22 protein-coding genes are annotated in these 21,983 nt (G+C 68.3%); 13 read left to right on the top strand and 9 right to left on the bottom strand.

Features of this window, described 5'->3' with window-relative positions; all coding sequences use genetic code 11:
• Nucleotides 1–131 precede the first annotated feature (131 nt).
• Genes ABFT43_RS08525 through ABFT43_RS08515 form a run of 3 tightly spaced genes read left to right on the top strand, consistent with a single transcriptional unit; the run spans nucleotide 132 to nucleotide 1,854 of the window.
• Entirely contained in the window at nucleotides 132–683 is a 552-nt protein-coding gene (locus ABFT43_RS08525; protein ID WP_347959933.1) for an RNA polymerase sigma factor, read from the top strand.
• Nucleotides 680–1,306: a hypothetical protein gene (locus tag ABFT43_RS08520; RefSeq protein WP_347959932.1), complete on the top strand. Its 627-nt coding sequence runs from the start codon at nucleotides 680–682 to the stop codon at nucleotides 1,304–1,306. The genes ABFT43_RS08525 and ABFT43_RS08520 overlap by 4 nt, the downstream gene beginning before the upstream one ends.
• Nucleotides 1,303–1,854 carry a carboxymuconolactone decarboxylase family protein gene (locus ABFT43_RS08515; protein ID WP_347959931.1) on the top strand — a complete coding sequence of 184 codons (552 nt, stop codon included), beginning with the start codon at nucleotides 1,303–1,305 and terminating at the stop codon, nucleotides 1,852–1,854. Before ABFT43_RS08520 ends, ABFT43_RS08515 begins: the two co-directional genes overlap by 4 nt.
• Nucleotides 1,855–1,971: 117 nt before the next feature.
• Here ABFT43_RS08515 and ABFT43_RS08510 read toward each other — a convergent pair whose 3' ends face one another.
• From ABFT43_RS08510 to ABFT43_RS08500, 3 genes are read right to left on the bottom strand one after another with little or no spacing between them, the layout of a single operon-like run.
• Entirely contained in the window at nucleotides 1,972–3,150 is a 1,179-nt protein-coding gene (locus ABFT43_RS08510) for a thiolase domain-containing protein (protein WP_347959930.1), read from the bottom strand.
• A complete protein-coding gene (locus tag ABFT43_RS08505) occupies nucleotides 3,150–4,196 on the bottom strand; it encodes a thiolase domain-containing protein (RefSeq protein ID WP_347959929.1) in 1,047 nt (348 codons plus the stop codon). The genes ABFT43_RS08510 and ABFT43_RS08505 overlap by 1 nt, the downstream gene beginning before the upstream one ends.
• Nucleotides 4,196–5,227: a Zn-ribbon domain-containing OB-fold protein gene (locus ABFT43_RS08500; protein WP_347959928.1), complete on the bottom strand. Its 1,032-nt coding sequence runs from the start codon at nucleotides 5,225–5,227 to the stop codon at nucleotides 4,196–4,198. The genes ABFT43_RS08505 and ABFT43_RS08500 overlap by 1 nt, the downstream gene beginning before the upstream one ends.
• A gap of 95 nt (nucleotides 5,228–5,322) precedes the next feature.
• On the opposite strand from ABFT43_RS08500, the gene ABFT43_RS08495 reads away from it, so the two are divergent.
• Nucleotides 5,323–6,360, top strand: a complete 1,038-nt coding sequence (locus tag ABFT43_RS08495) for an LLM class F420-dependent oxidoreductase (protein WP_347960098.1) — start codon at nucleotides 5,323–5,325, stop codon at nucleotides 6,358–6,360.
• A 90-nt stretch (nucleotides 6,361–6,450) separates the two neighbouring features.
• Here ABFT43_RS08495 and ABFT43_RS08490 read toward each other — a convergent pair whose 3' ends face one another.
• Nucleotides 6,451–7,446: a TIGR03617 family F420-dependent LLM class oxidoreductase gene (locus tag ABFT43_RS08490; protein ID WP_347959927.1), complete on the bottom strand. Its 996-nt coding sequence runs from the start codon at nucleotides 7,444–7,446 to the stop codon at nucleotides 6,451–6,453.
• A 16-nt stretch (nucleotides 7,447–7,462) separates the two neighbouring features.
• On the bottom strand, nucleotides 7,463–8,284 hold the full coding sequence (locus ABFT43_RS08485) for a crotonase/enoyl-CoA hydratase family protein (RefSeq protein ID WP_347959926.1): 822 nt from the start codon (nucleotides 8,282–8,284) through the stop codon (nucleotides 7,463–7,465).
• A gap of 63 nt (nucleotides 8,285–8,347) precedes the next feature.
• On the opposite strand from ABFT43_RS08485, the gene ABFT43_RS08480 reads away from it, so the two are divergent.
• Together ABFT43_RS08480 and ABFT43_RS08475 are read left to right on the top strand one after the other, a co-directional pair.
• Nucleotides 8,348–9,973 (top strand): acyl-CoA synthetase, encoded by a 1,626-nt coding sequence (locus ABFT43_RS08480; protein ID WP_347959925.1) that lies wholly within the window; start codon nucleotides 8,348–8,350, stop codon nucleotides 9,971–9,973.
• Between the two features lie 30 nt (nucleotides 9,974–10,003).
• On the top strand, nucleotides 10,004–11,140 hold the full coding sequence (locus ABFT43_RS08475; RefSeq protein WP_347959924.1) for an NAD(P)H-dependent flavin oxidoreductase: 1,137 nt from the start codon (nucleotides 10,004–10,006) through the stop codon (nucleotides 11,138–11,140).
• Between the two features lie 110 nt (nucleotides 11,141–11,250).
• On the opposite strand, the gene ABFT43_RS08470 is transcribed toward ABFT43_RS08475, so the two are convergent.
• From ABFT43_RS08470 to ABFT43_RS08455, 4 genes are all read right to left on the bottom strand, one after another.
• A complete protein-coding gene (locus tag ABFT43_RS08470) occupies nucleotides 11,251–11,484 on the bottom strand; it encodes a hypothetical protein (protein ID WP_347959923.1) in 234 nt (77 codons plus the stop codon).
• A 160-nt stretch (nucleotides 11,485–11,644) separates the two neighbouring features.
• A complete protein-coding gene (locus ABFT43_RS08465; protein WP_347959922.1) occupies nucleotides 11,645–13,177 on the bottom strand; it encodes a long-chain-fatty-acid--CoA ligase in 1,533 nt (510 codons plus the stop codon).
• Nucleotides 13,178–13,191: 14 nt separating this feature from the next.
• Nucleotides 13,192–14,310, bottom strand: coding sequence for an acyl-CoA dehydrogenase family protein (locus ABFT43_RS08460; protein WP_347959921.1), 1,119 nt, complete (start codon nucleotides 14,308–14,310; stop codon nucleotides 13,192–13,194).
• Between the two features lie 24 nt (nucleotides 14,311–14,334).
• Nucleotides 14,335–15,537 (bottom strand): acyl-CoA dehydrogenase family protein, encoded by a 1,203-nt coding sequence (locus tag ABFT43_RS08455; protein ID WP_168704396.1) that lies wholly within the window; start codon nucleotides 15,535–15,537, stop codon nucleotides 14,335–14,337.
• 145 nt (nucleotides 15,538–15,682) lie between these two features.
• Between ABFT43_RS08455 and ABFT43_RS08450 the strand changes: the two genes are divergently transcribed.
• From ABFT43_RS08450 to ABFT43_RS08420, 7 genes are all read left to right on the top strand, one after another.
• Nucleotides 15,683–15,877 carry a ferredoxin gene (locus ABFT43_RS08450; protein WP_230825090.1) on the top strand — a complete coding sequence of 65 codons (195 nt, stop codon included), beginning with the start codon at nucleotides 15,683–15,685 and terminating at the stop codon, nucleotides 15,875–15,877.
• A gap of 85 nt (nucleotides 15,878–15,962) precedes the next feature.
• Nucleotides 15,963–16,853, top strand: coding sequence for a 3-oxoacyl-ACP reductase (locus ABFT43_RS08445; protein ID WP_347959920.1), 891 nt, complete (start codon nucleotides 15,963–15,965; stop codon nucleotides 16,851–16,853).
• A 63-nt stretch (nucleotides 16,854–16,916) separates the two neighbouring features.
• Nucleotides 16,917–17,681 (top strand): MlaE family ABC transporter permease, encoded by a 765-nt coding sequence (locus ABFT43_RS08440; RefSeq protein ID WP_006901699.1) that lies wholly within the window; start codon nucleotides 16,917–16,919, stop codon nucleotides 17,679–17,681.
• A gap of 3 nt (nucleotides 17,682–17,684) precedes the next feature.
• Nucleotides 17,685–18,536, top strand: coding sequence for an MlaE family ABC transporter permease (locus ABFT43_RS08435; protein WP_006901700.1), 852 nt, complete (start codon nucleotides 17,685–17,687; stop codon nucleotides 18,534–18,536).
• 1 nt (nucleotide 18,537) lies between these two features.
• On the top strand, nucleotides 18,538–19,713 hold the full coding sequence (locus ABFT43_RS08430; protein ID WP_269076217.1) for an MCE family protein: 1,176 nt from the start codon (nucleotides 18,538–18,540) through the stop codon (nucleotides 19,711–19,713).
• Nucleotides 19,706–20,764, top strand: a complete 1,059-nt coding sequence (locus ABFT43_RS08425; protein ID WP_006901702.1) for an MCE family protein — start codon at nucleotides 19,706–19,708, stop codon at nucleotides 20,762–20,764. The genes ABFT43_RS08430 and ABFT43_RS08425 overlap by 8 nt, the downstream gene beginning before the upstream one ends.
• Complete coding sequence (locus ABFT43_RS08420) at nucleotides 20,761–21,981, top strand: MCE family protein (protein ID WP_131734040.1); 1,221 nt, start codon at nucleotides 20,761–20,763, stop codon at nucleotides 21,979–21,981. Before ABFT43_RS08425 ends, ABFT43_RS08420 begins: the two co-directional genes overlap by 4 nt.
• Nucleotides 21,982–21,983 lie beyond the last annotated feature (2 nt).

The raw sequence follows: 21,983 nt of genomic DNA, 5'->3' as shown, positions 1-21,983 counted from the left end.
CGATATGCCCCGCCGAAATGCGCCCGCAGCCAGGTCGCCGCGGGAATTTCGTTGTCGATCCCCACTTTTCGGATGAACCGGACTTCTCGCGAATCGGCCGTTACGGCGGCGGCAATCGGGCGGAAGATGGGGTGAGGGAAATCGACGACACGAAAGTGTGGGACTCGGAGGCCGGCGCGATCGATCGGTTCGACGCGGTGTACCGCGAACACGTTGCGGGGGTGTGGCGCTACGTGCGTACCCGCGTGCCCGGCGACGCCGATGCCGACGACGTGACGGCCGAGGTGTTCGCCGAGGCGATCCGGTCCCGGGAGGCATACGCCGAGGAACGGGGTTCGGTGGCTGCATGGTTGATCGGGATCGCGCGGCACGTCGTCGCGGACTGGTGGGCGCGTACCACCCGCGAGGTGCCGATGGCCGACGTGCCCGCAACCGCGCCGGACGAAGCCGACCGGGCCGCCATCGACGATCCGGAGGCCGCGATGCTGCGCAACGCCGATGCCGACGACGTCCGCGGACGGTTGTGGGTGCTCACCCCGAGGGAGCGGGAGGCGGTCACGTTGCGCTTCGCCACCGAACTGAGCTCCGGCGAGATCGGCGTCGCGATGGGCATCTCGGCAACCGCGGCCCGCATGCTCGTCCACCGCGGCGTGACCAAGCTCAGGGAGGTGATGCCGCGATGACGCAGCGCGACCCGCTCGACCCACCGTTCGATCCCGCCGAGCTCGCGGCCGCCGAACGGCTCGACGCCGAGATCACCGCAGTTCTCGACGGCGCCGTCCGGCCCGCCTCGGCCGATGCCGATCTGGTGATGCTGGCCGACGGTCTCCGTCGCGGCCCCTCGGCGTCGGCCTATGCGGCCGTGGAACGCGAAATGGCCGCGGCGACGGCGGCGAGAGGTCGGCCGGCCCGGTGGCGCTGGTCGATCGCGCAGGTCGCCGCGGCCGTTCTGGGGCTGGTCCTCGTGGCCCATGGCGTCGGCAACATGGTCGCGGGCGAGTGGATCTCGACCTCGCTGGGAGAACCGTTCAACGAGCACGCCATGGTGGACGGCGGCATCGCCTTCCTGGCGATCGGTGCCGCCATCGCCGTGGCATCGCTGCGCCGACGATGGCTGCCTGTGGCGGTCATCGTCGGGGTGCCGCTCGGCCTTGTCATGGGCGGACGCGGCGTCCACGAGATCGGGGTGTTCGCGTGGGGTGCGGCCGCACATGGAGCGGCCGGTCTGGCCGCGATCGCATTGCTCGCGAGTTTTCTGCTCGCCCGGCGTTACAGAAGGCGGCCCCGGCGGGAAGAACGGGTATGAGAGCACTACATCGGATCAGAGGATTTTTCCGCGCGTACCGACGGTCGAAGCGCCACCGCACCGATCTCGCCCGGCGTCTGATCCGGCGCCCCTGGTACGCGGGCGCGACGATCGGCGTCGAGGCGGCACTGCTGCTGTCGAACAGGATGGACCCGAAACTCAAGGAGCTGGCCGAACTCAAGGCCGCCGGCATGATCAGCTGCGAGTTCTGTCTCGACATAGGGTCGGCACTCGCGGTCGATTCGGGCGTCACCGAACGGCAGTTGCGGGACCTCCCGTGCTATCGGCAATCGGACGCCTTCAGCGAGCTGGAGAAACTGGTGATCGCGTTCGCCGAGTCCATGACCCGGACGCCTGCGTTCGGCGACGACCTCGCGGACCTGCGTCGACAACTGGGCGAACACCTCACCGAGACGCAGATCGTCGAGCTGGCGACGGTCGTCGCCTGGGAGAACCAGCGAGCCCGTCTCAACCAGTCACTGGGTGTGCGGCCCACCGGGATGTCCGAGGGCGCGGCGTGCGCGCTGCCCGAACGTACTGCCTGGTAGACGAAACGGCGTCGCCCGCGACAGCAATCCGGATCGGCGACCGCATCGGGAGTCGCCGATCCGAGGCGATGTCGCGGGCGACGCCGAATCGGTGTCCGCGCCCGGCGGGGAGACCGGTCAGTGCAGCGGCTTGTCGGCCCCGACGAGCCACATCGAGAAGTACTGCGAGCCACCGCCGTACGCGTGGCCGAGGGCTTTTCGGGCGCCTTCGACCTGGTGGGCGCCGGCCTTGCCCATGACCTGGATCGCGGCCTCTGCGAAGCGGATCATGCCCGACGCGCCGATCGGGTTCGACGACAGCACACCGCCGGATGCGTTGAGGGGGATGCGCCCTCCGATCTCGGTCTCGCCGGCCTCGGTCAACTTCCAGCCCTCACCCTCGGGCGCGAAGCCGAGGTTCTCCAGCCACATCGGCTCGAACCACGAGAACGGCACGTAGATCTCGGCGGCGTCGATCTCGTCGATCGGGCTGCTGATACCGCCGGCCTTCCACAGCGCGGCGGCCGCGTCGCGCCCGGCCTGCGGATTGACGACGTTACGGTGCGCGTACGACAGCGGTTCGGTACGCATCGCGGTGGCGTGGATCCACGCCACCGGATTGCCGTCGGCCACCGCCGCGTCGGCGACCTGCTCGTCGCCGATGACCACCGCACACGCGCCGTCCGACGACGGGCAGGTCTCGTCGTACCGGATGGGGTCCCAGAGCATCTGGGAGCTCATCACCTTCTCCACGCTCTGATCCGGCTGATGCAGGTGCGCCAGCGGATTCAGCGCGCCGTTGCGACGGTCCTTCGCCGCGACCATGGCGCCGATGTGCTCGGGGGCGCCGGACTGTCGGATGTAGGCCCGGATGTGCGGGGCGAAGTAGCCGCCCGCACCGGCGCCGACCGGCTTGGTGAACGGGACCGGGATCGACAACGCCCACATGGCGTTCGACTCCGACTGCTTCTCCCACGCGACAGCCAGTACGCGCTTGTGCACACCGGCGAAGACAAGCGACGCCGCGACATTGGCGGTCGAACCGCCGACCGAACCGGCGGTGTGGACGCGGATGAGGCGTTTGCCGACCGCTCCGATCGCCTCGGCCATCGCGAGTTCGGGCATCATCGAACCCTCGAACAGGTCGGGGGCCTTGCCGATGACGATCGCGTCGATGTCGTCGAGCGAGGTCTGCGCGTCGGCGAGTGCGGCGTCGATGGCCTCGCGGACCATCCCGGCCATCGTGACGTCGGTGCGCTTGGCGACGTAGCGGGTCTGGCCGGTGCCGATCACCGCGGCACGATTGTTGTGTCCCATCAGTTCTGGCCTCCCGAATCGCGGCCACTCAGGGTGACCACCATGTTCTGTTGGAGCAGCGGACCGCTCGTGGCGTGTGCGACGGCGGTCTCGGCATTGCCGCTGAGGATCTCGTGTGCGGCGTAACCGATGCGCTGCAGGCCGGCGGAGAACAGCGAGTTCCCGGCCAGGGCACCGCCGGACGGGTTGATGCGCACCGAATCCGGGAGACCCAGGGCCTTGCGCACGATGATCTCCTGATGCGTGTACGGCGCGTGGATCTCGGCGACGTCCACGGCGCGGCTCGCATCGCCGAACGCGGTGTCGGCGGCGAGCGCGGTCGACGGCGAGGCGGTGAGATCGCGGGCCCCGAAGTTGGGGCTGTCGATCCGGTGATCCCAGCCGGTGATGAACGCCGGGTTGGCCACCAGCTCACGGGCTTTGCGCTCACTCGCGATGATGACCGCGGCCGCGGCGTCGGTGTACGGCGCGATGTCGTGGCGGCGCAGCGGGTCGGCGACGTAGTCGGTGGCGAGCAGTCCGTCGACCGACTCGCCGAACGTGCGGGCGGCGACCGCGGCCATGTCCTCCTCGGTCCAGGCGCCGGAGTCGATGCCGGCCCGGGCCTGTAGGGCGGCCAGTGACCGGGCGTCGGGATGCAGCGGGGCGACCGTGTACGGGTCGGTCTGGAGGGCGAGGGTCTGGTCGGTGTTGCCGGCGGTGGGCTTGCCGAAACCGTAGGCGAGGGCGAGATCGACCTCTCCGGTGGCGATCTTGACCCACGCCTCGTACAGCGCCCAGGCGCCGTCCATCTCGACGTGGGACTCGTTGATCGGCGGCACCGCGCCGATCGAGTCGATCGCCGAGATGAACGAGAATGCACGTCCGGCAAGGTAATCCGACGACCCGCTGCACCAGAACTCGATGTCGGTGCGGGTGATGCCCAATTCGGCGTAGAGCTTGTCGAAGCAGGGGATCAGCATCTCGACACCGTTGGTGGTGCCGTGCGTGCCCTCGACGTTGGGGCTGTGGGCGAACCCGATGATCGCGATCGGTGGCAGTGTCATCAGAGGTGGTCCTTGTAGGTCTCGTAGTCGGCGTCGGGTTCCCCGGTCGGCGCGAAGTGGCTGATGTTGCCGATCGAGTGGTCCCACTGGTCCTCGGGAAGCCAGACGGCCCTGACCCGCATGCCCATCCGGACCTCGGAGGCCTCGCAGTCGAGGATCAGGTGCAGGAACGGGATGTCCGAACCGTCGAGCAGAACGTAGGCGGCCACGTACGGCGGCTTGATCTTCTGCCCCTGGAACGGGACGTTGACGATGCAGAAGGTCGTGACGATGCCGGTGTCGGGGAGCTCGACGTGCTCGACCGCGGGTGCGCCGTCGGCCGGGCTCACGCCACGCGGCGGGAAGTACACGCGGCCGGCGTCGACGCCCGAGCCGATCCGGGTGCCGATGAGCTTGCCCCGCTTGAGGCCGTCGAGGTAGACCGACTCCTCCTCGGTGGCGGAGTGGGTGATCTCGGTGGTGATCGGGGTCTTGATGACGACGAGCCCGTCCTCGGCGCCCTTGATCTCGTCGCCGGTGTTCTCCGGGGCGGTCTCCGCGGCCTCGCCGGGGGCGAAGTACGCGATGTCGTCGATGCGGCCGGTGCGTGCGGCGCGGAACACCGCGTGGACCCGCAGGCCGGTCGAGATGTCCGCCGGGGAGTCGACCGAAACCGCATGCAGCAGAGCGGTGTCGGCACCGTCGAGGCGGATCAGTGCCCAGGCGAAGGGCTTGTCGAGGGGCTGGCCGGGGGACGGGGCGTCGTGCCACGTCCAGGTGGTCACCGTGCCGACGGTGGAGACGTCGACGATCTCGGTGGTCTGGGCTCCGGTCACGGGATCGAATTCGACCGGCGGCACGGACACCTTGCCGTTGCTGCCCTTGGAGCCGACGATCCTGCCGTCGCGCAGTGCGAGCGCGAACTGACTGAGGACCGGACCCAACGACCGCGTGTAGTCGAACGAGTTGATCAGGGGAGCGGTCAGGATGGGGGACTTCGGCTCGGGGACCTCGGCGACTGGGCTGCCGGCGGCCGGAGACGTTACGCTCATGCTCACGTCTTCGAGTAGAACACGTTCTAGTATTGGACACAAGATGCATGTCAGGCCGTGAGAACTCGTTGCGGTCCGGCGAGGAAGGGGTGGCGATGAAGCTCGGTCTGCAGCTCGGTTACTGGGGCGCCGATCCGATCCCGAACGCGCCGGAGTTGATCGCCGCCGCCGAGGAATGCGGCTTCGACGCGGTGTTCACCGCGGAGTCCTGGGGATCGGACGCCTACACACCGCTCGCATGGTGGGGCGCGGCCACCTCGCGCATCCGGCTCGGGACCGCGGTGGCGCAGCTGTCGGCGCGCCCGCCGACCTCCCTGGCCATGCACGCGCTGACCCTCGACCATCTCTCCGGCGGTCGGCACATCATCGGGCTCGGTGTCTCCGGCCCGCAGGTCGTGGAGGGCTGGTACGGGCAGCCGTTCGCGAAACCCCTTGCCCGCACACGTGAATACGTGCAGGTCGTGCGGGATGTGCTGGCTCGCGCCGACAAGGTGACCAACCCGGGTCCGCATTACCCGCTGCCTTATCCGGCCGACGCCCCGGGCGCCACGGGGCTCGGCAAGCCGCTCAAGCCGATCACCCATCCGCTGCGTGCCGACATCCCGATCTGGCTCGGCGCCGAGGGGCCGAAAAACGTTGCGCAGACCGCGGAGATCGCCGACGGGTGGCTCGCGATCTTCTTCAGCCTCGAGCTCGCCGAGGAGTACAACTCCTGGCTCGACGAGGGATTCGCGCGGCCGGGTGCGCGCCGGAGTCGCGAGGACTTCGAGGTCGCCGCGACCGTGCAGGTCGTCATCACCGACGATGTCGCCGCGGCCATCGACCGTTATCGGCCGTCGACGGCACTCTACGTCGGCGGAATGGGCGCCAAGGAGAAGAACTTCCATGCGCAGCTGTACAAGCGGATGGGCTACGGCGACGCGGTCGACGAGATCATGGAACTGTTCCTGAGCGGCAAGAAGCTCGAGGCGATCGCCGCGGTGCCCGACGAGATGGTCCGCGAGACGATGCTCGTCGGCACCGCCGACGAGGTGCGCGCGCAGATCAAGGAGTGGGAGGCCGCCGGCGTCACCATGCTGATGGTCACCGCGCGCGACGTCGAGACCATTCGCGAGCTGGCCACCCTGGTGTGACCCGAACCCCCGCAGACTCGCGGGTTCGGCGGAGAATCGCTGGTTGGAAATCGCGATCCTGCAGCCGAACCCGCGATTCCTGTCAGGGGTTCAGAAGCTTTCCATGATCTCCGCGAGCGTCTCGTCGGCCAGCGGGAACGGCTGGTAGATGGCGACATCCGTGGCGATATCGTGGGCGCGCGCCCGGATGGTGGCGGCCACGTCACGCGGACTGCCATGTGCGGCGATCAACTCGAGCAGTTCGTCGTCGACGAGCCCGGGCATCTCGGCCCAGCGCCCCTGTTTGGACAGGACGTTCAGCTCGGTCTGGAGGTCGCCGTACCCGTGTAGCTCGAGGACGGGCCGGTAGGCGGGCGTCGAACCGTAGAAGGACAGCAGCCGTCGCGCGGCGTCGACCGAGGTCGTGAACTCTTCTTCGGTGCGGCCGGTCGCGACGATGATCTCCGGGACCACCGTGAAGTCCTCGCGACGACGCCCCGATGCGGCGAGCCCGTCGTCGACCCGCGGCATCATCACCTCACGGACGAACGCGTCGGTGGTGAACGGCATGACCAGCAGGCCGTCGGCGTGCTCGGCGACGGCGCGGGTCAGGCGCGGGCCGAGCGCGCCGACGAAGATCGGCGGCACCCCGAACGGGTTGGGGCCCGGGTTGAACATCGGCGTCATCAACCGGTGGGTGAAGAACTCGCCGGTGAAGTCCAGCCGTGTGCCGTGGGTCCAGGCGTCGAAGACGGCGCGCAGCGCCGCGACGAACTCCACCATCCGATCGACGGGCCGCTCGAACGGCACGCCGAAGCGCTTCTCGATCTGCGGCCGGATCTGTGTGCCCAGCCCGAGCGTGAACCGCCCCTCGCTCAGCAGCTGCAGGTCGTTGGCCTGGTGTGCAACGGTGATCGGGTTGCGTGGGAAGGCGATGGCGACGTTCGTCATCAGCGCGACGTCATCGACGCCTGCCGCGGCGAACAGGGGACTGAAGACGTCGTGCGGGCCGTCGAAGGTGAAGATGCCGTCGATGCCGACGTCGCGCAGTGCCCGGGTGCGTTCGGCCGCCTGCTGCGGGCCGAAGAGGGCGGTGTGGATTCTCACCGGCGTGCGGCGGTCCTCACTCGCCGGTGAAGTTCGGGGCGCGTTTCTCGGCGAACGCCCGCGGGCCCTCCTTCGCATCCTTCGACTTGAAGACGGAGACGCCGATCTTCGCGTCGATCTCGAAGGCGTCGAGCTCGTGCAGGCCCTCGGTGTCGCGGATGGTCTTGAGGATGCCCTGGACGGCCAGCGGGCCGTTCGCGGCGATCTGCTCGGCGAGTTCGAGAGCCTTGTCGAGGGCCTTGCCGTCCTCGACGACGTGCCCGATCAGTCCGTACTCCAGCGCTTCCCGGGCGGTGATGTGGCGGCCGGTCAGCAGGATGTCGCAGGCGACGGTGTAGGGGATCTGCCGCACGAGACGGACGGCGCTGCCGCCCATCGGGTACAGGCCCCAACGAGCCTCGGACACACCGAACTTCGCGCTCTCGCCGGCGACGCGGATGTCGGTGCCCTGCAGGATCTCGGTGCCGCCGGCGATCGCGGGACCCTCCACCGCGGCGATCAGCGGCTTGGTGAGCCGACGCCCCTTCAGCAGCGCGGGCAGCGACGCGGGATTCCACGCCCCGGAGTCCACGGTGTCGCCGGGGGCGCTCTTGTTCATGCTCTTCAGGTCCGCGCCCGCGCAGAAGTAGCCGCCGGCGCCGGTGAGGATCGCGACGCGGATGTCGGGATCGTTGTCGACCTGATCCCAGGCCTCGGTCATGATCCGCATCATCTCGGTCGAGAGCGCGTTGCGGGCCTCCGGGCGATTCATCGTGACGATGAGGACATGGCCGCGCTTCTCGACGAGGCACTCGGGGGCCTTGTCGGTGACGGACTCGGCGGGGGTGGCTGTGGTCATCACTGTCTCCGGGGTCGTCGTAGGCACTTGCCCAGAACGATAACACGTTCTAATTTTGGTGCCATGGCCTATACGATCGCCGACCTCATCGAGCACGCCGTCGACCTGGTTCCCGAGCGCGTCGCGCTCGAGTCCGGCGATCGCAGCCGCACCTATGCCGAGCTCGAGGCCCGGGCCAACGCGCTGGCCCACAAGCTCCGCGGATTGGGGGTGCATCCGGGCGATCGAGTGGGTCTGTACAGCAGAAACACCATCGAGTCGGTCGAGGCGATGGTCGCCATCTTCAAGGCCCGCGCGGTGATGGTGAACGTCAACTACCGCTACGTCGAGCCGGAGCTGGAGCACATCTTCACCGACTCCGGGATGAAGGTCCTCATCCATGAGCGGCGGTACTCCGAGCGGGTCTGCAACACGTTACCGAAATCGCCGTCCATCGAACATCGGATCGCCATCGAGGACGGGTCGTCGACCGATCTCTGCTGCGCGGGTCACGGAGACGCCATCCGCTACGAGGACGCGATCGCCGAATCGTCGGCCGAACGCGACTTCGAGGAGCGGAGCAATGACGACCTCTACATGCTCTACACCGGCGGCACCACGGGCAAGCCCAAGGGCGTCGTGTGGCGGCAGGAGGACGTGTGGCGCGTCCTCGGTGGCGGGATCGACTGGTACACCAGCGAACCCGTGCCCGACGAGTGGCACCTCGCCCGGACCGGCGCCGAGGGCGGCCAACTGGTGCGGTATCCGATCCCTCCGTTCATCCACGGCGGTTCGCAGTGGGCGGTGTTCCAGTCGCTGTTCGCCGGCGGAAAAGCGGTGGTGTACCCCGAGTTCAGCGGTCCGACCGCCTGGGAGGTCGTCGAGCGGCACAAGGTGAACGTCATCTTCATCACCGGAGATGCCATGGGACGCCCCATGATCGAGGCGTTGGGCGAGGGGAGGGAGTACGACCTGTCGAGCGTCGTGTCGATCGCGTCGTCGGCGTGCCTGTTCTCGCCGTCGGTCAAAGAGCAGTTCGTGGAACGGTTCCCGAACGCGGTCATCGTCGACGCGATCGGTTCGTCGGAGACCGGCTTCGGCGGGCTCGGCATCGTGTCCAAGGGCACCCCGCACACCGGCGGCCCGCGCGTGAAGGCCGACAGCGAGACCCACGTGCTGCGTGAGGACGGCACCCCGGTGGAGCCGGGCAGCGGCGAGGTCGGGGTGCTCGCGCGGTCGGGGCATGTGCCGCTGCGCTACCACAACGACCCGGAGAAGTCGGCGAAGACGTTCAAGGTCTTCAACGGCGTGCGGTACTCGCTGCCGGGTGATCACGCGACGATCGAGGCCGACGGCACCATCACGATGCTCGGCCGCGGTTCGGTATCGATCAACACCGGCGGCGAGAAGGTGTTCCCGGAGGAGGTCGAGGGTGCGCTCAAGGCCCACCCCGACGTCTTCGACACGGTCGTCGTGGGCGTGCCCGACGAACGGTGGGGACAGCGGGTCGCCGCGGTGATCGCAGCCCGCGACGGTGCGCGCCCCTCGCTGGAGAGTCTCAACGACGTCGTCCGCAAGGAACTCGCCGGCTACAAGTGCCCGCGCAGCGTGTGGTTCGTCGACGAGATCAAGCGTTCGCCCGCAGGAAAACCCGACTATCGATGGGGAGCGGCGGTCACCGCCGAGCGACCCGCCGACGAAGCCCTGTAATGGCGCCCAGGCGCCGGAAACGAGTGAGAGATGCGTACTGAACTGGCCGAGAGGTTCGGCATCGAATACCCGATCTTCGGGTTCACGCCCAGCCAGGACGTGGCTGCGGCGATCAGCCGGGCCGGCGGCCTCGGCGTGCTCGGATGTGTGCGCTTCAACGAGGCGGACGAGCTCGACGAGGTCCTCGAATGGATGCACGAGAACACCGACGGCAAGCCGTTCGGCGTCGACGTCGTGATGCCGGCGAAGATCCCGACCGAGGGCTCCAAGGTCGACCTGCAGTCGATGATCCCGCCGGAGCACAGGGCCTTCGTCGAGCGCACCCTCGACGATCTCGGGGTTCCGCCGCTGCCGAACGGCGAGCGCGTCGACGCGGGAGTCCTGGGCTGGCTGCACTCCGTGGCGCGCTCACACGTGGATGTGGCGATGGAGCACCGGCGCAAGTACGGGCAGATCAAGCTGATCGCCAACGCGCTGGGGTCCCCGCCGGCGGACGTGATCCAGACCGCCCACGACAACGGTGTCCTGGTCGCGGCACTGGCAGGCGCGAAAGACCATGCGCTGCACCACGTCGAGGCCGGGGTCGACATCGTCATCGCCCAGGGTTACGAGGGTGGCGGCCACACCGGCGAGGTGACGTCGATGATCCTGTGGCCCGAACTCGTCGACGCGGTGGGGGATCGTGCACCGGTGCTCGCCGCCGGCGGCGTGGGCAGCGGTCGGCAGATCGCGGCGGCCATCGCCCTTGGCGCGCAGGGCGTCTGGATGGGCACCTACTGGTTGACGGCCGCCGAGTACAAGCTCGGCGTGCCCGAGGGTTCGGACAAGCCGTCGACGGTGCAGCAGGCGCTGTTGAAAGCGACGTCGAGGGACACGGTGCGTCGGCGGATCTATTCCGGTAAGCCCGCGCGCCTGCTCAAGACCCGTTGGACCGACGCGTGGGATGCCCCGAACGCTCCGGAGCCGCTGCCGATGCCGCTGCAGAACCTGCTCGTCGCCGAGGCGCATGCGCGGATCTCCGCGGCCGACAACCCGGACGTCGTCGCGATGCCCGCCGGGCAGATCGTCGGGCGCTGCAACGCGATCACGCCGGTCGCCGACCTCATCGCCGATCTGGTCAGCGAGTACGAGGAGGCGGTCGGGCGGATGAACAAGACGTTGCGCTGAAGGTTCCGCTGCGCTGAGAGTTCCTCACGCGCACCCTCTTCCGTATTCGCGCCCCGTCGTGGCCCGCATCCTGTCGGGTGGTGCGGATACGGAAGAGGGTGTCTGCATGTTCAGGCTGCAAGTGCCGCGGTAGACACGTCGGTGCGGAGGTGGTCGACGAGAAGGACGAGGCCCACGGTCGCAGCGCTCGCGACATGCGCGACGGTGATCCCGGTTCCGATCTGACGCGTCCCCCCGCCGCCGAGCATGAACAGTGGGTTCGTGAAGAGGACGGTGAAGCTCACGAGAATCGCGATCGGCCAGTGCCCGAGGAAGAGCGGTGCGGTCGTGGTGAGCGATGCCATCGCGGCGAATGGCGTGATTGCGATGCGTTGGGCCGGCCTGGGATGGGTGTAGTCCGTGTTCTGGTGCATTCAACGCGTCGACGGTGGTGGACCCACTTCCCGTCCACGGCAGTTCAGCATCAAGACATGTGGCACCGAGCGCAGAAGGTATCGGTTCTCGTCATCCGTACGTGCGGCCGTCGCGCCGCCACGTCGGCTCGCCGTCACCCAGCAGCCGCTTCACGGTCTTGAACGTCGCGGTCTCGGGCAGTTCGTCGACGATCCGCACCCGATGGGGCCATTGTTTGGGGCCGAGGTCATCCTGGGCCGCGAGGAAGTCGCCGAACTCGGCCGGGTCCAGGTCGCCGTCGGCGACGATCACCGCCTCGATCTCGTCGCCGATCTCCACCGGGATGCCGCGTACGGCGACCTGGCGGATCTTGGGGTGACGCAAGAGGATTCGCTCGATGGGACCGGTGCCGAGGTTCTCGCCGTCGACGCGCAGCCAGTCACCGAGCCGGCCGGCGAAGTGCAGATAGCCGGCGTCGTCGACCCAGGCCAGGTCGCCGGTATGGTAGACGCCCCCGCGCATCCGTTCGGCGGTGGCGTCGGGGTCGTTGTGATAGCCGGAGAACAGGCCCGGTCCGGAGGCGTTCACGATCTCGCCGATCACCCCCGGCGGCACCGGCTCGCCGGTCTCGACGTCGACGACCGCGGTGGGCGGCCGCAGGGGGCCGAGCGCGTCGTCGGGGGTGTCGGGTGTGCGGGTGATCGCGACACCGCCCTCGGTGGAACCGAATCCGTCGACGACGCGGCACCCGAATCGTGCGGCGAACCGCTGCCGGTCCACCGCCGACGCCTCGTTGCCGTACATGACGCGCAGCGAACTCGACGCGTCGTCGGGATGCGGCTCCGTCGCCAGGATGTAGTTCAGCGGCTTGCCGACGTAGTTGGCGAAGGTCACGCCGTAGCGGTGCAAGTCCTCGACGAAACCCCTCGCGGAGAACCTGCGCCGCACCACGATCGACGCGCCGCCGCTGACCGCGACACTCCAGCCCGCGATCATCGCATTCGAGTGGAACATCGGCATCGACAGGTACACGACGTCGTCGGCGCCGATCCCGAACCGCTCGGCGAGCATCTGACCGCTGGTCGCGAAGGTCCGGTGCGTGCACCGCACCGCCTTCGGATCGCCGGTGGTCCCGGAGGTGAAGATCAGCATCAACAGGTCGTCGGGCGTGGCGTCGACGAGCGGAGCGGGTTCTGACTCGTGCAGCGCCGCGGCCCATTCCGGCCCGTCGACGTCGACGATCCGCACGTCACCGAGGTCGAGATCGTCGATCAGGTCGCGGGTGTCGTCGCCGCACAGCACCATCTGACAATCCGCCCGCGCGATGTCGGCGACCAGTGCCGCGCCGCGCCGGGTCGTGTTGAGCCCGACGAGGACGAACCCGTGGCGGGCCGCCGCGGCGAACAGCGCACTGAACTCGGGGGTGTTCGCCAGCAGGACACCGACATGCGGCGGCCGATCCGGCGCCAGCCACCTGCGCAGCGCCCCCGCGCGGACGGCGGCATCGTGGAGATGCCGCGCCCACGTCGTGAACCGTCCTTCGAAGTGGACGCCGCGATCGGTGACCTCGTCCAGGCCGGCCAGCAGATCGCCGACGGTGTGCCGCCGGGTCGAGGAGTCCTGTGTTGCGGCGCCCTGGGTCATCGCACGAGGCGAGGTCACGCCGGGGTGTCGGCCAGTTCGGCGCCGAGCACCCGCGCCGCCGCGGTCGCCGAACCGTAGGCGAACTCGTTGTGCTTGGCGCGCAAGAAGTAGCGATGCACCGGATGGCTGGTGTCGAGACCGACGCCGCCGTGGACGTGCACGGTGGTGTGTGCGACCCGATGGCCGGCCTCGGCCGCCCAGAACTTCGCGGTCGCGATGGCATTGTGGATCTCGGACGCGTTGTCGGAGTTGGCGAGAAGCCAGGTGGCCTGCGTGGTGGTCAGCGCCAGGCCCTGGACGTCGATGTAGCCGTCGGCGAGGCGCTGCGCGACGGCCTGGAAGGACCCGATCGGGCGGCCGAACTGCTCACGTTCACGCGCGTACTCGGCGGTGAGTTCGAGAGCACGCTCGACGACGCCGGTCTGTTCGGCGCAGCAGGCGAGGGTCGTGCGTGCCCACAGCGCGTCGACGGCCTCCTTGCCGGAGAGCACGGCGTCGCCGGCGACCGGAGTGGCGTCGAAATCCACCTGGGCCGTGGGGATGAGGCCGGTCGAGGGGGTCGGGGTCACGGTGATGCCGGACGCGTCGGCGTCGACCGCGACCACGACGACGCCGTCGGGCCCGGTCGCGTTGACCAGCAACACATTCGACGCCTCGGCGTAGGGAACGCCGACCTTGGTGCCGCTCAGGGTCCCGTCGGCCGACAGCGAGGTGCCCGGGGGATCCGACGGCGCGCCGAGGTCCTCCTCGATCGCGACGGTCACCACGACCTCGCCGGCCGCGCCCGCCTTGACGAGACGGTCCTGCAGAGCCGAAGACCCGTGCGCGACGATGACCGGCAGGGCCGCGATCGCATGCGGGCCGAACGGCACCCGCGCCAGGACCCGCCCCAGTTCCGTTGCGACGAGCGAGTTCTCGATGACGCTGAGGTCTCCGCCGGACTCGCCCGCGATCGCGGACGGGACCTCGAGGCCGAGCAGTCCGGCGGTGGCGAGCTGCCGCCAGAGATCGGAGTCGATGGGCGCGCGCGACGACTCGAGTTCGGCGACGCGTTCGGGAGTGCTGACGGCGGTGGCGATGTCGCGGGCCAGGCCGCGGACGTCGTTGCCGGATTCGGGGAGGGAGAAGTCCATGGAGGGAACCTTTTCTTGGAGGTGTCAGCGACGCTGGTGCGGCAGGCCGAGGGCGAGCATGGCGATGATGTCGCGCTGGATCTCGTTGGTACCGCCGCCGAAGGTCAGGATCAGCGACGTCCGCTGGAACCGTTCGAGGCGGCCGTTGAGATGCGCGCCGGTGCTGCCCTGACGCAGCGTCGCGGCGGGACCCACCACCTCCATCAGCAGCCGGTAGGCCTCGGTGGCGAACTCGGTGCCGAACACCTTGGTCGCCGAGGCGTCGGCCGGGGACGGCGCACCGCCGGAGCTCGCGGCCGAGGCGATCTTCCAGTTGATGAGCTTGAGGAACTCGACCTTCGCGTGTACCTTGGCCAGGTTCTGCTGCACCCACGGGGCGTCGATGACGCGCTGGCCGTCACCGGTCTTGGTCTGCTGAGCCCAGGCGATCGTCTCCCGCAGCGCGGTCTGGATCGGAGCCGCGCTGCACAGGGCGACACGCTCGTTGTTGAGCTGGTTGGTGACGAGCGGCCAGCCGCCGCCCTCCTCGCCGACCAGCGCGGACGTCGGCACCCGCACGTCCTGGTAGTAGGTGGCGCTCGTGTCGACTCCGGAGAGCGTGTGCACCGGGGTGTAGCTGAAGCCCTCGGCGGTGGTCGGCACGATCAGCACCGAGATGCCCTTGTGCTTCTTGCCGCCCTCCTGCAGCGTCGACGGATCGGTGCGGCAGGCGAGCCAGATGTAGTCGGCGTAGGGCACCAGGCTCGTCCACATCTTCTGACCGTTGATGACGTACTCGTCGCCGTCGCGCACCGCGGTGGTCCGCAGCGCCGCGAGGTCGGTGCCCGCGCCCGGCTCGGAGTAGCCGATGGAGAAGTGCAGCTTGCCCGCGGCGATGCGCGGCAGGAAGTACGACTTCTGCTCCTCGGTGCCGTAGTGCATGATCGTCGGCGCCACCGAGTTGATGGTCAGGAACGGTACCGGTGCGCCCGCGATCGCGGCCTCGTCGGTGAAGATCAGCTGGTCCATCATCGACCGGTTCTGTCCGCCGTACTCGGTCGGCCACCCCAGCGCGAGCCAGCCGTCGGCGCCCATCTGCGCGACCACGTCGCGGTAGGCGTCGCCCTCGCCGAGCTCTCCGTCGCCGCCGGCGAGGGCTGCACGACGCTCCTCGGTCATCAGGTTCGAGAAGTAGGCGCGTAGCTCCCGCCGGAGCTCGGACTGTTCATCGGTGTAGGCGATACGCATCGAAACTCCGTGGGTGTGATGTCTGGCGCCCGGTCCCCGCATGTGGTCAAGTAATGGGGAGGGGCTCGTCCAGTTTCTGAAACACGTTCTAACCTGTTATCACAGCCCAGTCAACAGGCGGCGAGCCCGTGAGGAGAAGGTTCTGATGCGTATCAAGGCAGATTTCGACCTGTGTGAGTCCAACGCCATCTGTGTGGGGATGGCCCCGGACTTCTTCGACCTCGACGACAACGACTACCTGGTCATTCTCCAGGAAGAGGTGCCCAAGGAGCGTGAAGAGGAACTGCGCCAGGTGGTGGCCAACTGCCCCAAGTCGGCGCTCTCCCTCGAGGAGGACTGACCGAGGCCGAATTCCCGATTCGTTTCACACGCTCGGGAACGTGTGCTAGAACAAGTTCTAGTTTTCAGCCTCAGGAGGATGTCGGGTGGGTAACTCGTTGGACGGACGCGTCGCGGTCGTCACCGGTGCAGGTGCTGGTCTGGGTCGGGCGGAGGCCATCGGCCTCGCCGCGGAAGGGGCCACGGTCGTCGTGAACGACCTGCCCGGGGCGCTCGACGGCAGCGACGTCATCGACACGATCACCGCGGCCGGCGGCCGGGCGATCGCGGTCCCCGGTGACATCAGCGAATCGTCCACCGCGAGCGCGATCATGGCCGCGGCCACCGATCAGCTCGGCTCACTCGACATCGTCGTCAACAACGCGGGCGTGGTCCGCGACAAGATGCTGTTCAACATGACCGACGACGAGTGGGATCTGGTCATCCGCGTGCACCTGCGCGGGCACTTCCTCCTCAACCGCAACGCGGCGGCGCACTGGCGCGCGGCGTCGAAGGCGGCGGGCGGACCGGTCTACGGACGGATCATCAACACCTCCTCGGAGGCCGGCCTGCTCGGCCCCGAGGGACAGGCGAACTACGGGGCGGCGAAGGCCGGCATCACCGCGCTGACGCTCTCCGCATCGCGCGCCCTCAAACGTTACGGCGTGCGCGCCAACGCGATCTGCCCGCGGGCGCGGACCGCGATGACCGCCGCCGTCTTCGGCGACGCCCCGACCGACGGCGTCGACCCGCTCGATCCCGCGCACGTGGTCCGGCTGGTGACCTACCTCGCCGGACCGGAATCGGACAACGTCACCGGCCAGGTGTTCGTTGTCTACGGCCCCAAGGTCACCCTCATGGCGGCCCCCACCATCGACGAGGTGTTCACCGCGGACGGTGACGCCTGGGATTCCGACGATCTCGCGAAGACCCTGACCGGCTACTTCGCCGACCGCGATCCGGGACGCACGTTCTCGGCGAGCGCTCTGATGAACTGACCATTTCGTCGGGTTTGTGCGTGGTAGGTTTCGCGATGGTTCGAGGGTGAAGGGGGTGAGCCTGTGCTGAACAAGTTGGCGACGCCCCTCGGTGGAATCGGTGATTTCGTGGCACTCGGCGTCGATTCGGCGCGCGAGTTGTTCCATCGTCCGTTCCAGTGGCGGGAGACCGTGGAACAGTCGTGGGCGATCGCCCGTGTGTCGATGGTGCCGACGCTGCTGGTCGCCATCCCGTTCACGGTGCTGGTCAGTTTCACGCTCAACATCCTGCTGCGCGAGATCGGCGCGCAGGACCTCTCGGGAGCCGGCGCGGCCCTCGGCACCATCACCCAGATCGGTCCGATCGTCACCGTGCTGATCGTGGCCGGCGCCGGCGCGACCGCCATCTGCGCAGACCTCGGTGCCCGCACCATCCGCGAGGAGATCGACGCGATGAAGGTGCTCGGCATCAACCCGATCCACCGTCTGGTGGTGCCGCGCATCGTCGCCTCGACGCTGGTGGCGCTGCTGCTCAACAGCCTCGTCTGCACGATCGGCATCGGCGGCGGCTTCATCTTCTCGGTCTATCTCCAGGACGTGAACCCCGGCGCCTTCGTCGCGAACCTCACGTTGCTCACGGGCTTCGGGGAGTTGATGATCTCGATGGTCAAGGCCGCGTTGTTCGGACTCTTCGCCGGCATGGTTGGGTGTTACCAAGGGCTCAACGTCAAGGGAGGCGCGAAGGGTGTCGGCGACGCCGTCAACGAGACAGTCGTGTACTCGTTCATGGCGTTGTTCGTCGTCAACGTCGTCGTCACCGCCGTCGGACTCAAGGCAACGGCGGGCTGAGCGATGGTACTGCCTTTCACCACACGACTCCGAACGGCGCGCGTCGCCGTGAAGCGGGCCGGCGAGGACTGGGACCAGATCGGCGACCAGGCGCTGTTCTACTGGGACAGCATCATCGCGATCCCCCGGGCGATCAAGCACTACAAGAAGGAGACGCTGCGGCTCATCGCAGAGATCTCCATGGGCACCGGCGCCCTGGCGATGATCGGCGGCACCGTCGTCGTGGTCGGCTTCCTGACGCTGTTCACCGGCGGCACCATCGCCGTCCAGGGATACAGCTCGCTGGCCAACATCGGCGTCGAGGCGCTGACCGGCTTCTTCTCCGCGTTCATCAACGTGCGCATCGCGGTGCCGGTGATCTCCGGCATCGCGCTGGCCGCCACGATCGGGGCCGGTGCGACGGCACAGCTGGGTGCAATGCGCGTCTCGGAGGAGATCGACGCCCTCGAGACGATGGCGATCTCGTCCATCCCGTACCTGGTCAGCACCCGTATCGTCGCCGGCCTGATCGCGATCATCCCGCTGTACGCGCTGGCCTCGCTGGCGTCGTTCCTCGCCAGCCGCACCGCCACGGTGTTCCTCTACGGGCAGTCACCGGGCGTCTACGACCACTACTTCGACACCTTCCTGATCCCGTCGGACATCCTGTGGTCGTTCGTGCAGGCCATCTGCATGGCGGTGGCGGTCATGCTCATCCACACCTACTACGGCTACAACGCCTCCGGCGGCCCGGTCGGCGTCGGCGTCGCGGTCGGCAACGCGGTCCGCGCCTCGCTGGTCGTGGTCGTCGTCATCACCCTGCTCACCTCCCTCGCCATCTACGGCGCGGACGGCAACTTCAACCTGGCGGGCTGACATGAGCAGACGACAGGAACGGTCACGGACAACCCGCCGGCTGGCGGCAGTCGCGATGGTCGCGGTGCTGATCGCACTCATCGCAGGGGCGAGCGCATCCTTCCTCGGGATGTTCACCGGCACCAAGCAGGTCACCCTCGTCGCACCACGCGCCGGCCTGGTGATGAACCCCGATGCCAAGGTGAAGCTGCGCGGCGTCGAGGTCGGACGCGTCGCGAAGATCTCCGAGAAGGACGGCAACGCGGTCCTCACCCTCGACATCCGCGACAGCGAGATGTCGAAGATCCCCGGCAACGTGGTCGCCGACATCAAGTCGAACACCATCTTCGGCGCCAAGGCGGTCAACTTCGTGGTGCCGGGTGAGCCCAAGGGCAGGCTCCGGGCGGGTGCCGAGATCTCCGCCGACCGGGTGGTCGTGGAGCTCAACACCGTCTTCCAGCAGCTCGTCGCGGTGCTCGCCGACCTCCAGCCGGAGAAGCTCAACGCCACGCTCGGCGCCATCGACACCGCGCTGTCGGGGCAGGGCGACGAGATCGGCGTCGCACTCGAGCAGTTGACGTCCATGCTGGGCAAGACCAACCGGCACCGGCCCGCGCTCAACCGGCTGTTCCGCGAGGCCGCGACCGTCACCAACGTGTACGCGGACTCGATGCCGGACCTGATGCGGACCGTCGACAACTTCACCGTCGTCGGTAACACCCTGGTCGACAACACCTCCAACCTCGATGCGCTGCTGATCAACGCGACCGGGATGGCCAACACCATCGACGGGGTGATCGCACCCAGCAAGAAGACGCTCATCGGAGCATTGTCTGACCTGAACCCGATCGCGGACCTGCTCGGATACAACTCGCCCGGCATCAAGTGCTTCCTGACCGCGAGCGCCGTGGCCGGCGAGGTGGCCGCGCCGTTCATGGGCGAGCGCAACGGCATGCTCATGCTCGACGCCAGCCTGCTCCCCGGCAAGGACCCGTACCAGTACCCGTACGACCTCCCGGAGGTGCGCGGCGAGGGGCCGCCCACCTGTGGATACGGCCTCGGGGATCCGGCCAGCACGGAGCACGCGCCGTTCTACGTGATCGACAACGCTCCCCAGCCCTACCAGCCGAGGACCAAGCCGAAGGTGAACTCGAAGAAGCTCTTCCAGATCCTGTTCGAGGAGCCGCCTCGTGGATAGTCGCGCACGCGCGTTTCGCGCGACCCTGATCAAGCTCGGCGTGTTCGCCGTCGTGATGCTGATGGTGTTCGTGGCCCTGGTCGTGGTGTTCAGCCGCTACCGGTCGGGCGCCTCGAACGAGTACAGCGCGGTGTTCACCAGCGCCTCGTCGATGAAGTCGGGCGCCAAGGTCAAGATCGCCGGCGTCGAGGTCGGGGCCGTCGGGGACGTCGACCTCAACCGCGAGAACCAGGCCGTGGTGACCTTCTCGGTCGACCAGAAGTACCCGCTGCCGAAGTCGGTGCGGGCGCTCATCCGCTACGAGAACCTCACCGGTGACCGGTACCTGGAACTCCAGCAGGGGACCGGTGACACCTCCACGTTCCTGGCCGACGGCGCGCAGATCCCCGTCACCCAGACCGAGCCGGCGCTCGATCTCGACAAGCTCGTCGGCGGATTCAAGCCGCTGTTCCGCACCCTCAACGGCGAAGAGGTCAACGCACTGACCAGCTCGCTCATCGCGGTGTTCCAGGGGCAGGGCGGCGCACTCAACACCCTGCTGGCCAACACCGCGTCGTTCACCAACTCGCTGGCCGACCGCGATCAGCTGATCGGCGACGTCATCGACAACCTGAACACCACGCTCGCGACCCTCGACGGCGACCGCGCGGGACTCGACACCTCGGTCGACCTGCTGCAGCAGCTGGTCACCGGGCTCGCCGAGCAGAAGGGCACGATCGGCACCGCGCTGACCGAGACCTCCAAGGTCACCAACGGTCTGGCCGACCTGCTGCAGACGACCCGTCCGACGCTGCAGTCGATGATCACGAACACGGGCCGGGTCTCGGAGGAGCTGCTCGCGGCCGAGCCGTTCATCCGGAACCTGATCTCGCGTCTGCCCGAGGACTACAAGGTCCTGTCGAACCTGGGCTCCTACGGCGCATGGCTGCAGATCTACTTCTGCCGGCTGCGCCTGCTGCTCCCGGCGCCGGGCGGCCAGACGATTCTCTACACCTCGAACAACGTGATGGGTGACACCACCCGCGCAGGCGGAAGGTGTGACGGCTCATGAGTCTTCCCTTCGGCGGGTTGTTCTCTTCCCGCAGAACAGAATCCGCGGAGGCCGACGCCGCCCGCGAGGTCAAGCGCGGTGGGCGCAGCCGCGCCGAGGTCGGCGTCATCGGCATCGTCGTCGTCGCGCTCGTCGTGATCACGGCGATGCAGATGGACAAGCTGCCGTACCTGTCGCCGATCAGCACCTACAGCGCCTACTTCGACGACGCCGGCGGTCTCACCACGGGCGACATCGTGCAGGTGTCGGGTGTCCAGGTGGGGTCCGTCGAGGGCATCGAGCTCGCGGACACCGAGCAGGGCACCAAGGTGAAGGTGACGTTCCGCATGGACGACACCATCGAGATGGGCGACGAGACGCAGGCCGCGATCCGCACCGAGACCGTGCTCGGCCGCCGCAACCTGACGGTCATCCCGCACGGCGGCGAGCGCATCAAGCCCGGCGGTGAGATCCCGCTCGGACAGACGATCGCCCCCTACTCGCTGCAGGATGCGCTCGAGGGCGCCACCGAGACGATCGAGGGGACCGACACCGACCAGCTCAACCGCGCACTGAAGACGCTCACCGTCACCTTCTCCGAGACCCCGGACCAGGTGCAGGGAGCCGTCGACGGCGTGGCGCGGCTGTCGAAGGCCGTCGCCGACCGCGACAACGAACTGCGGGCCCTGCTCGCCAAGGCCAACCAGGTCAGCAAGATCGTGGGCGATCGCAACGAGCAGATCAACCGCCTGCTCATCGACGCCAACGCGCTGGTCGGCGAGATCCAGATGCGGCGTTATGCGCTGCAGCAGCTGATCTCGGGCATCGGCGACCTCACCACGCAGCTGCGCGGGTTCATCGCCGAGAACAACGCCCAGCTGACCCCGGTGCTCGAGAAGTTCGACCGCGTAGCGACGATCCTCACCGACAGCGAGAAGGACCTGAAGGAGACCATCGACCGGCTCGGGCCGTTCGCGAACACGCTCGGCGAGGCCGTGGCGTCGGGCCCGAACTTCGACTCGCTGGTCGGCCTGAACACCTTCGGCGACTACACCGCGATCTTCCTGAACGCGCTGCGTGGCCGGTACCCGCAGGTGTGGCAGTCGCTGATGTACTCGGGCTTCCCGCTGATCCCGGACTACTACAAGCCGGGTCCGCCCGACGGCACCGACAGCCCGCGCGGCCCGCTGCCGACGCCGACCTATCCGAAGCCCGTGCCGACCACGAGAGGGAGGTGAGC

The organism is Gordonia aurantiaca (assembly GCF_039939235.1).
Classification (GTDB): Bacteria; Actinomycetota; Actinomycetes; order Mycobacteriales; family Mycobacteriaceae; genus Gordonia.
Note: the sequence above shows the minus strand (reverse complement) of the source record. Positions and strands in the feature narration are given on the sequence as shown.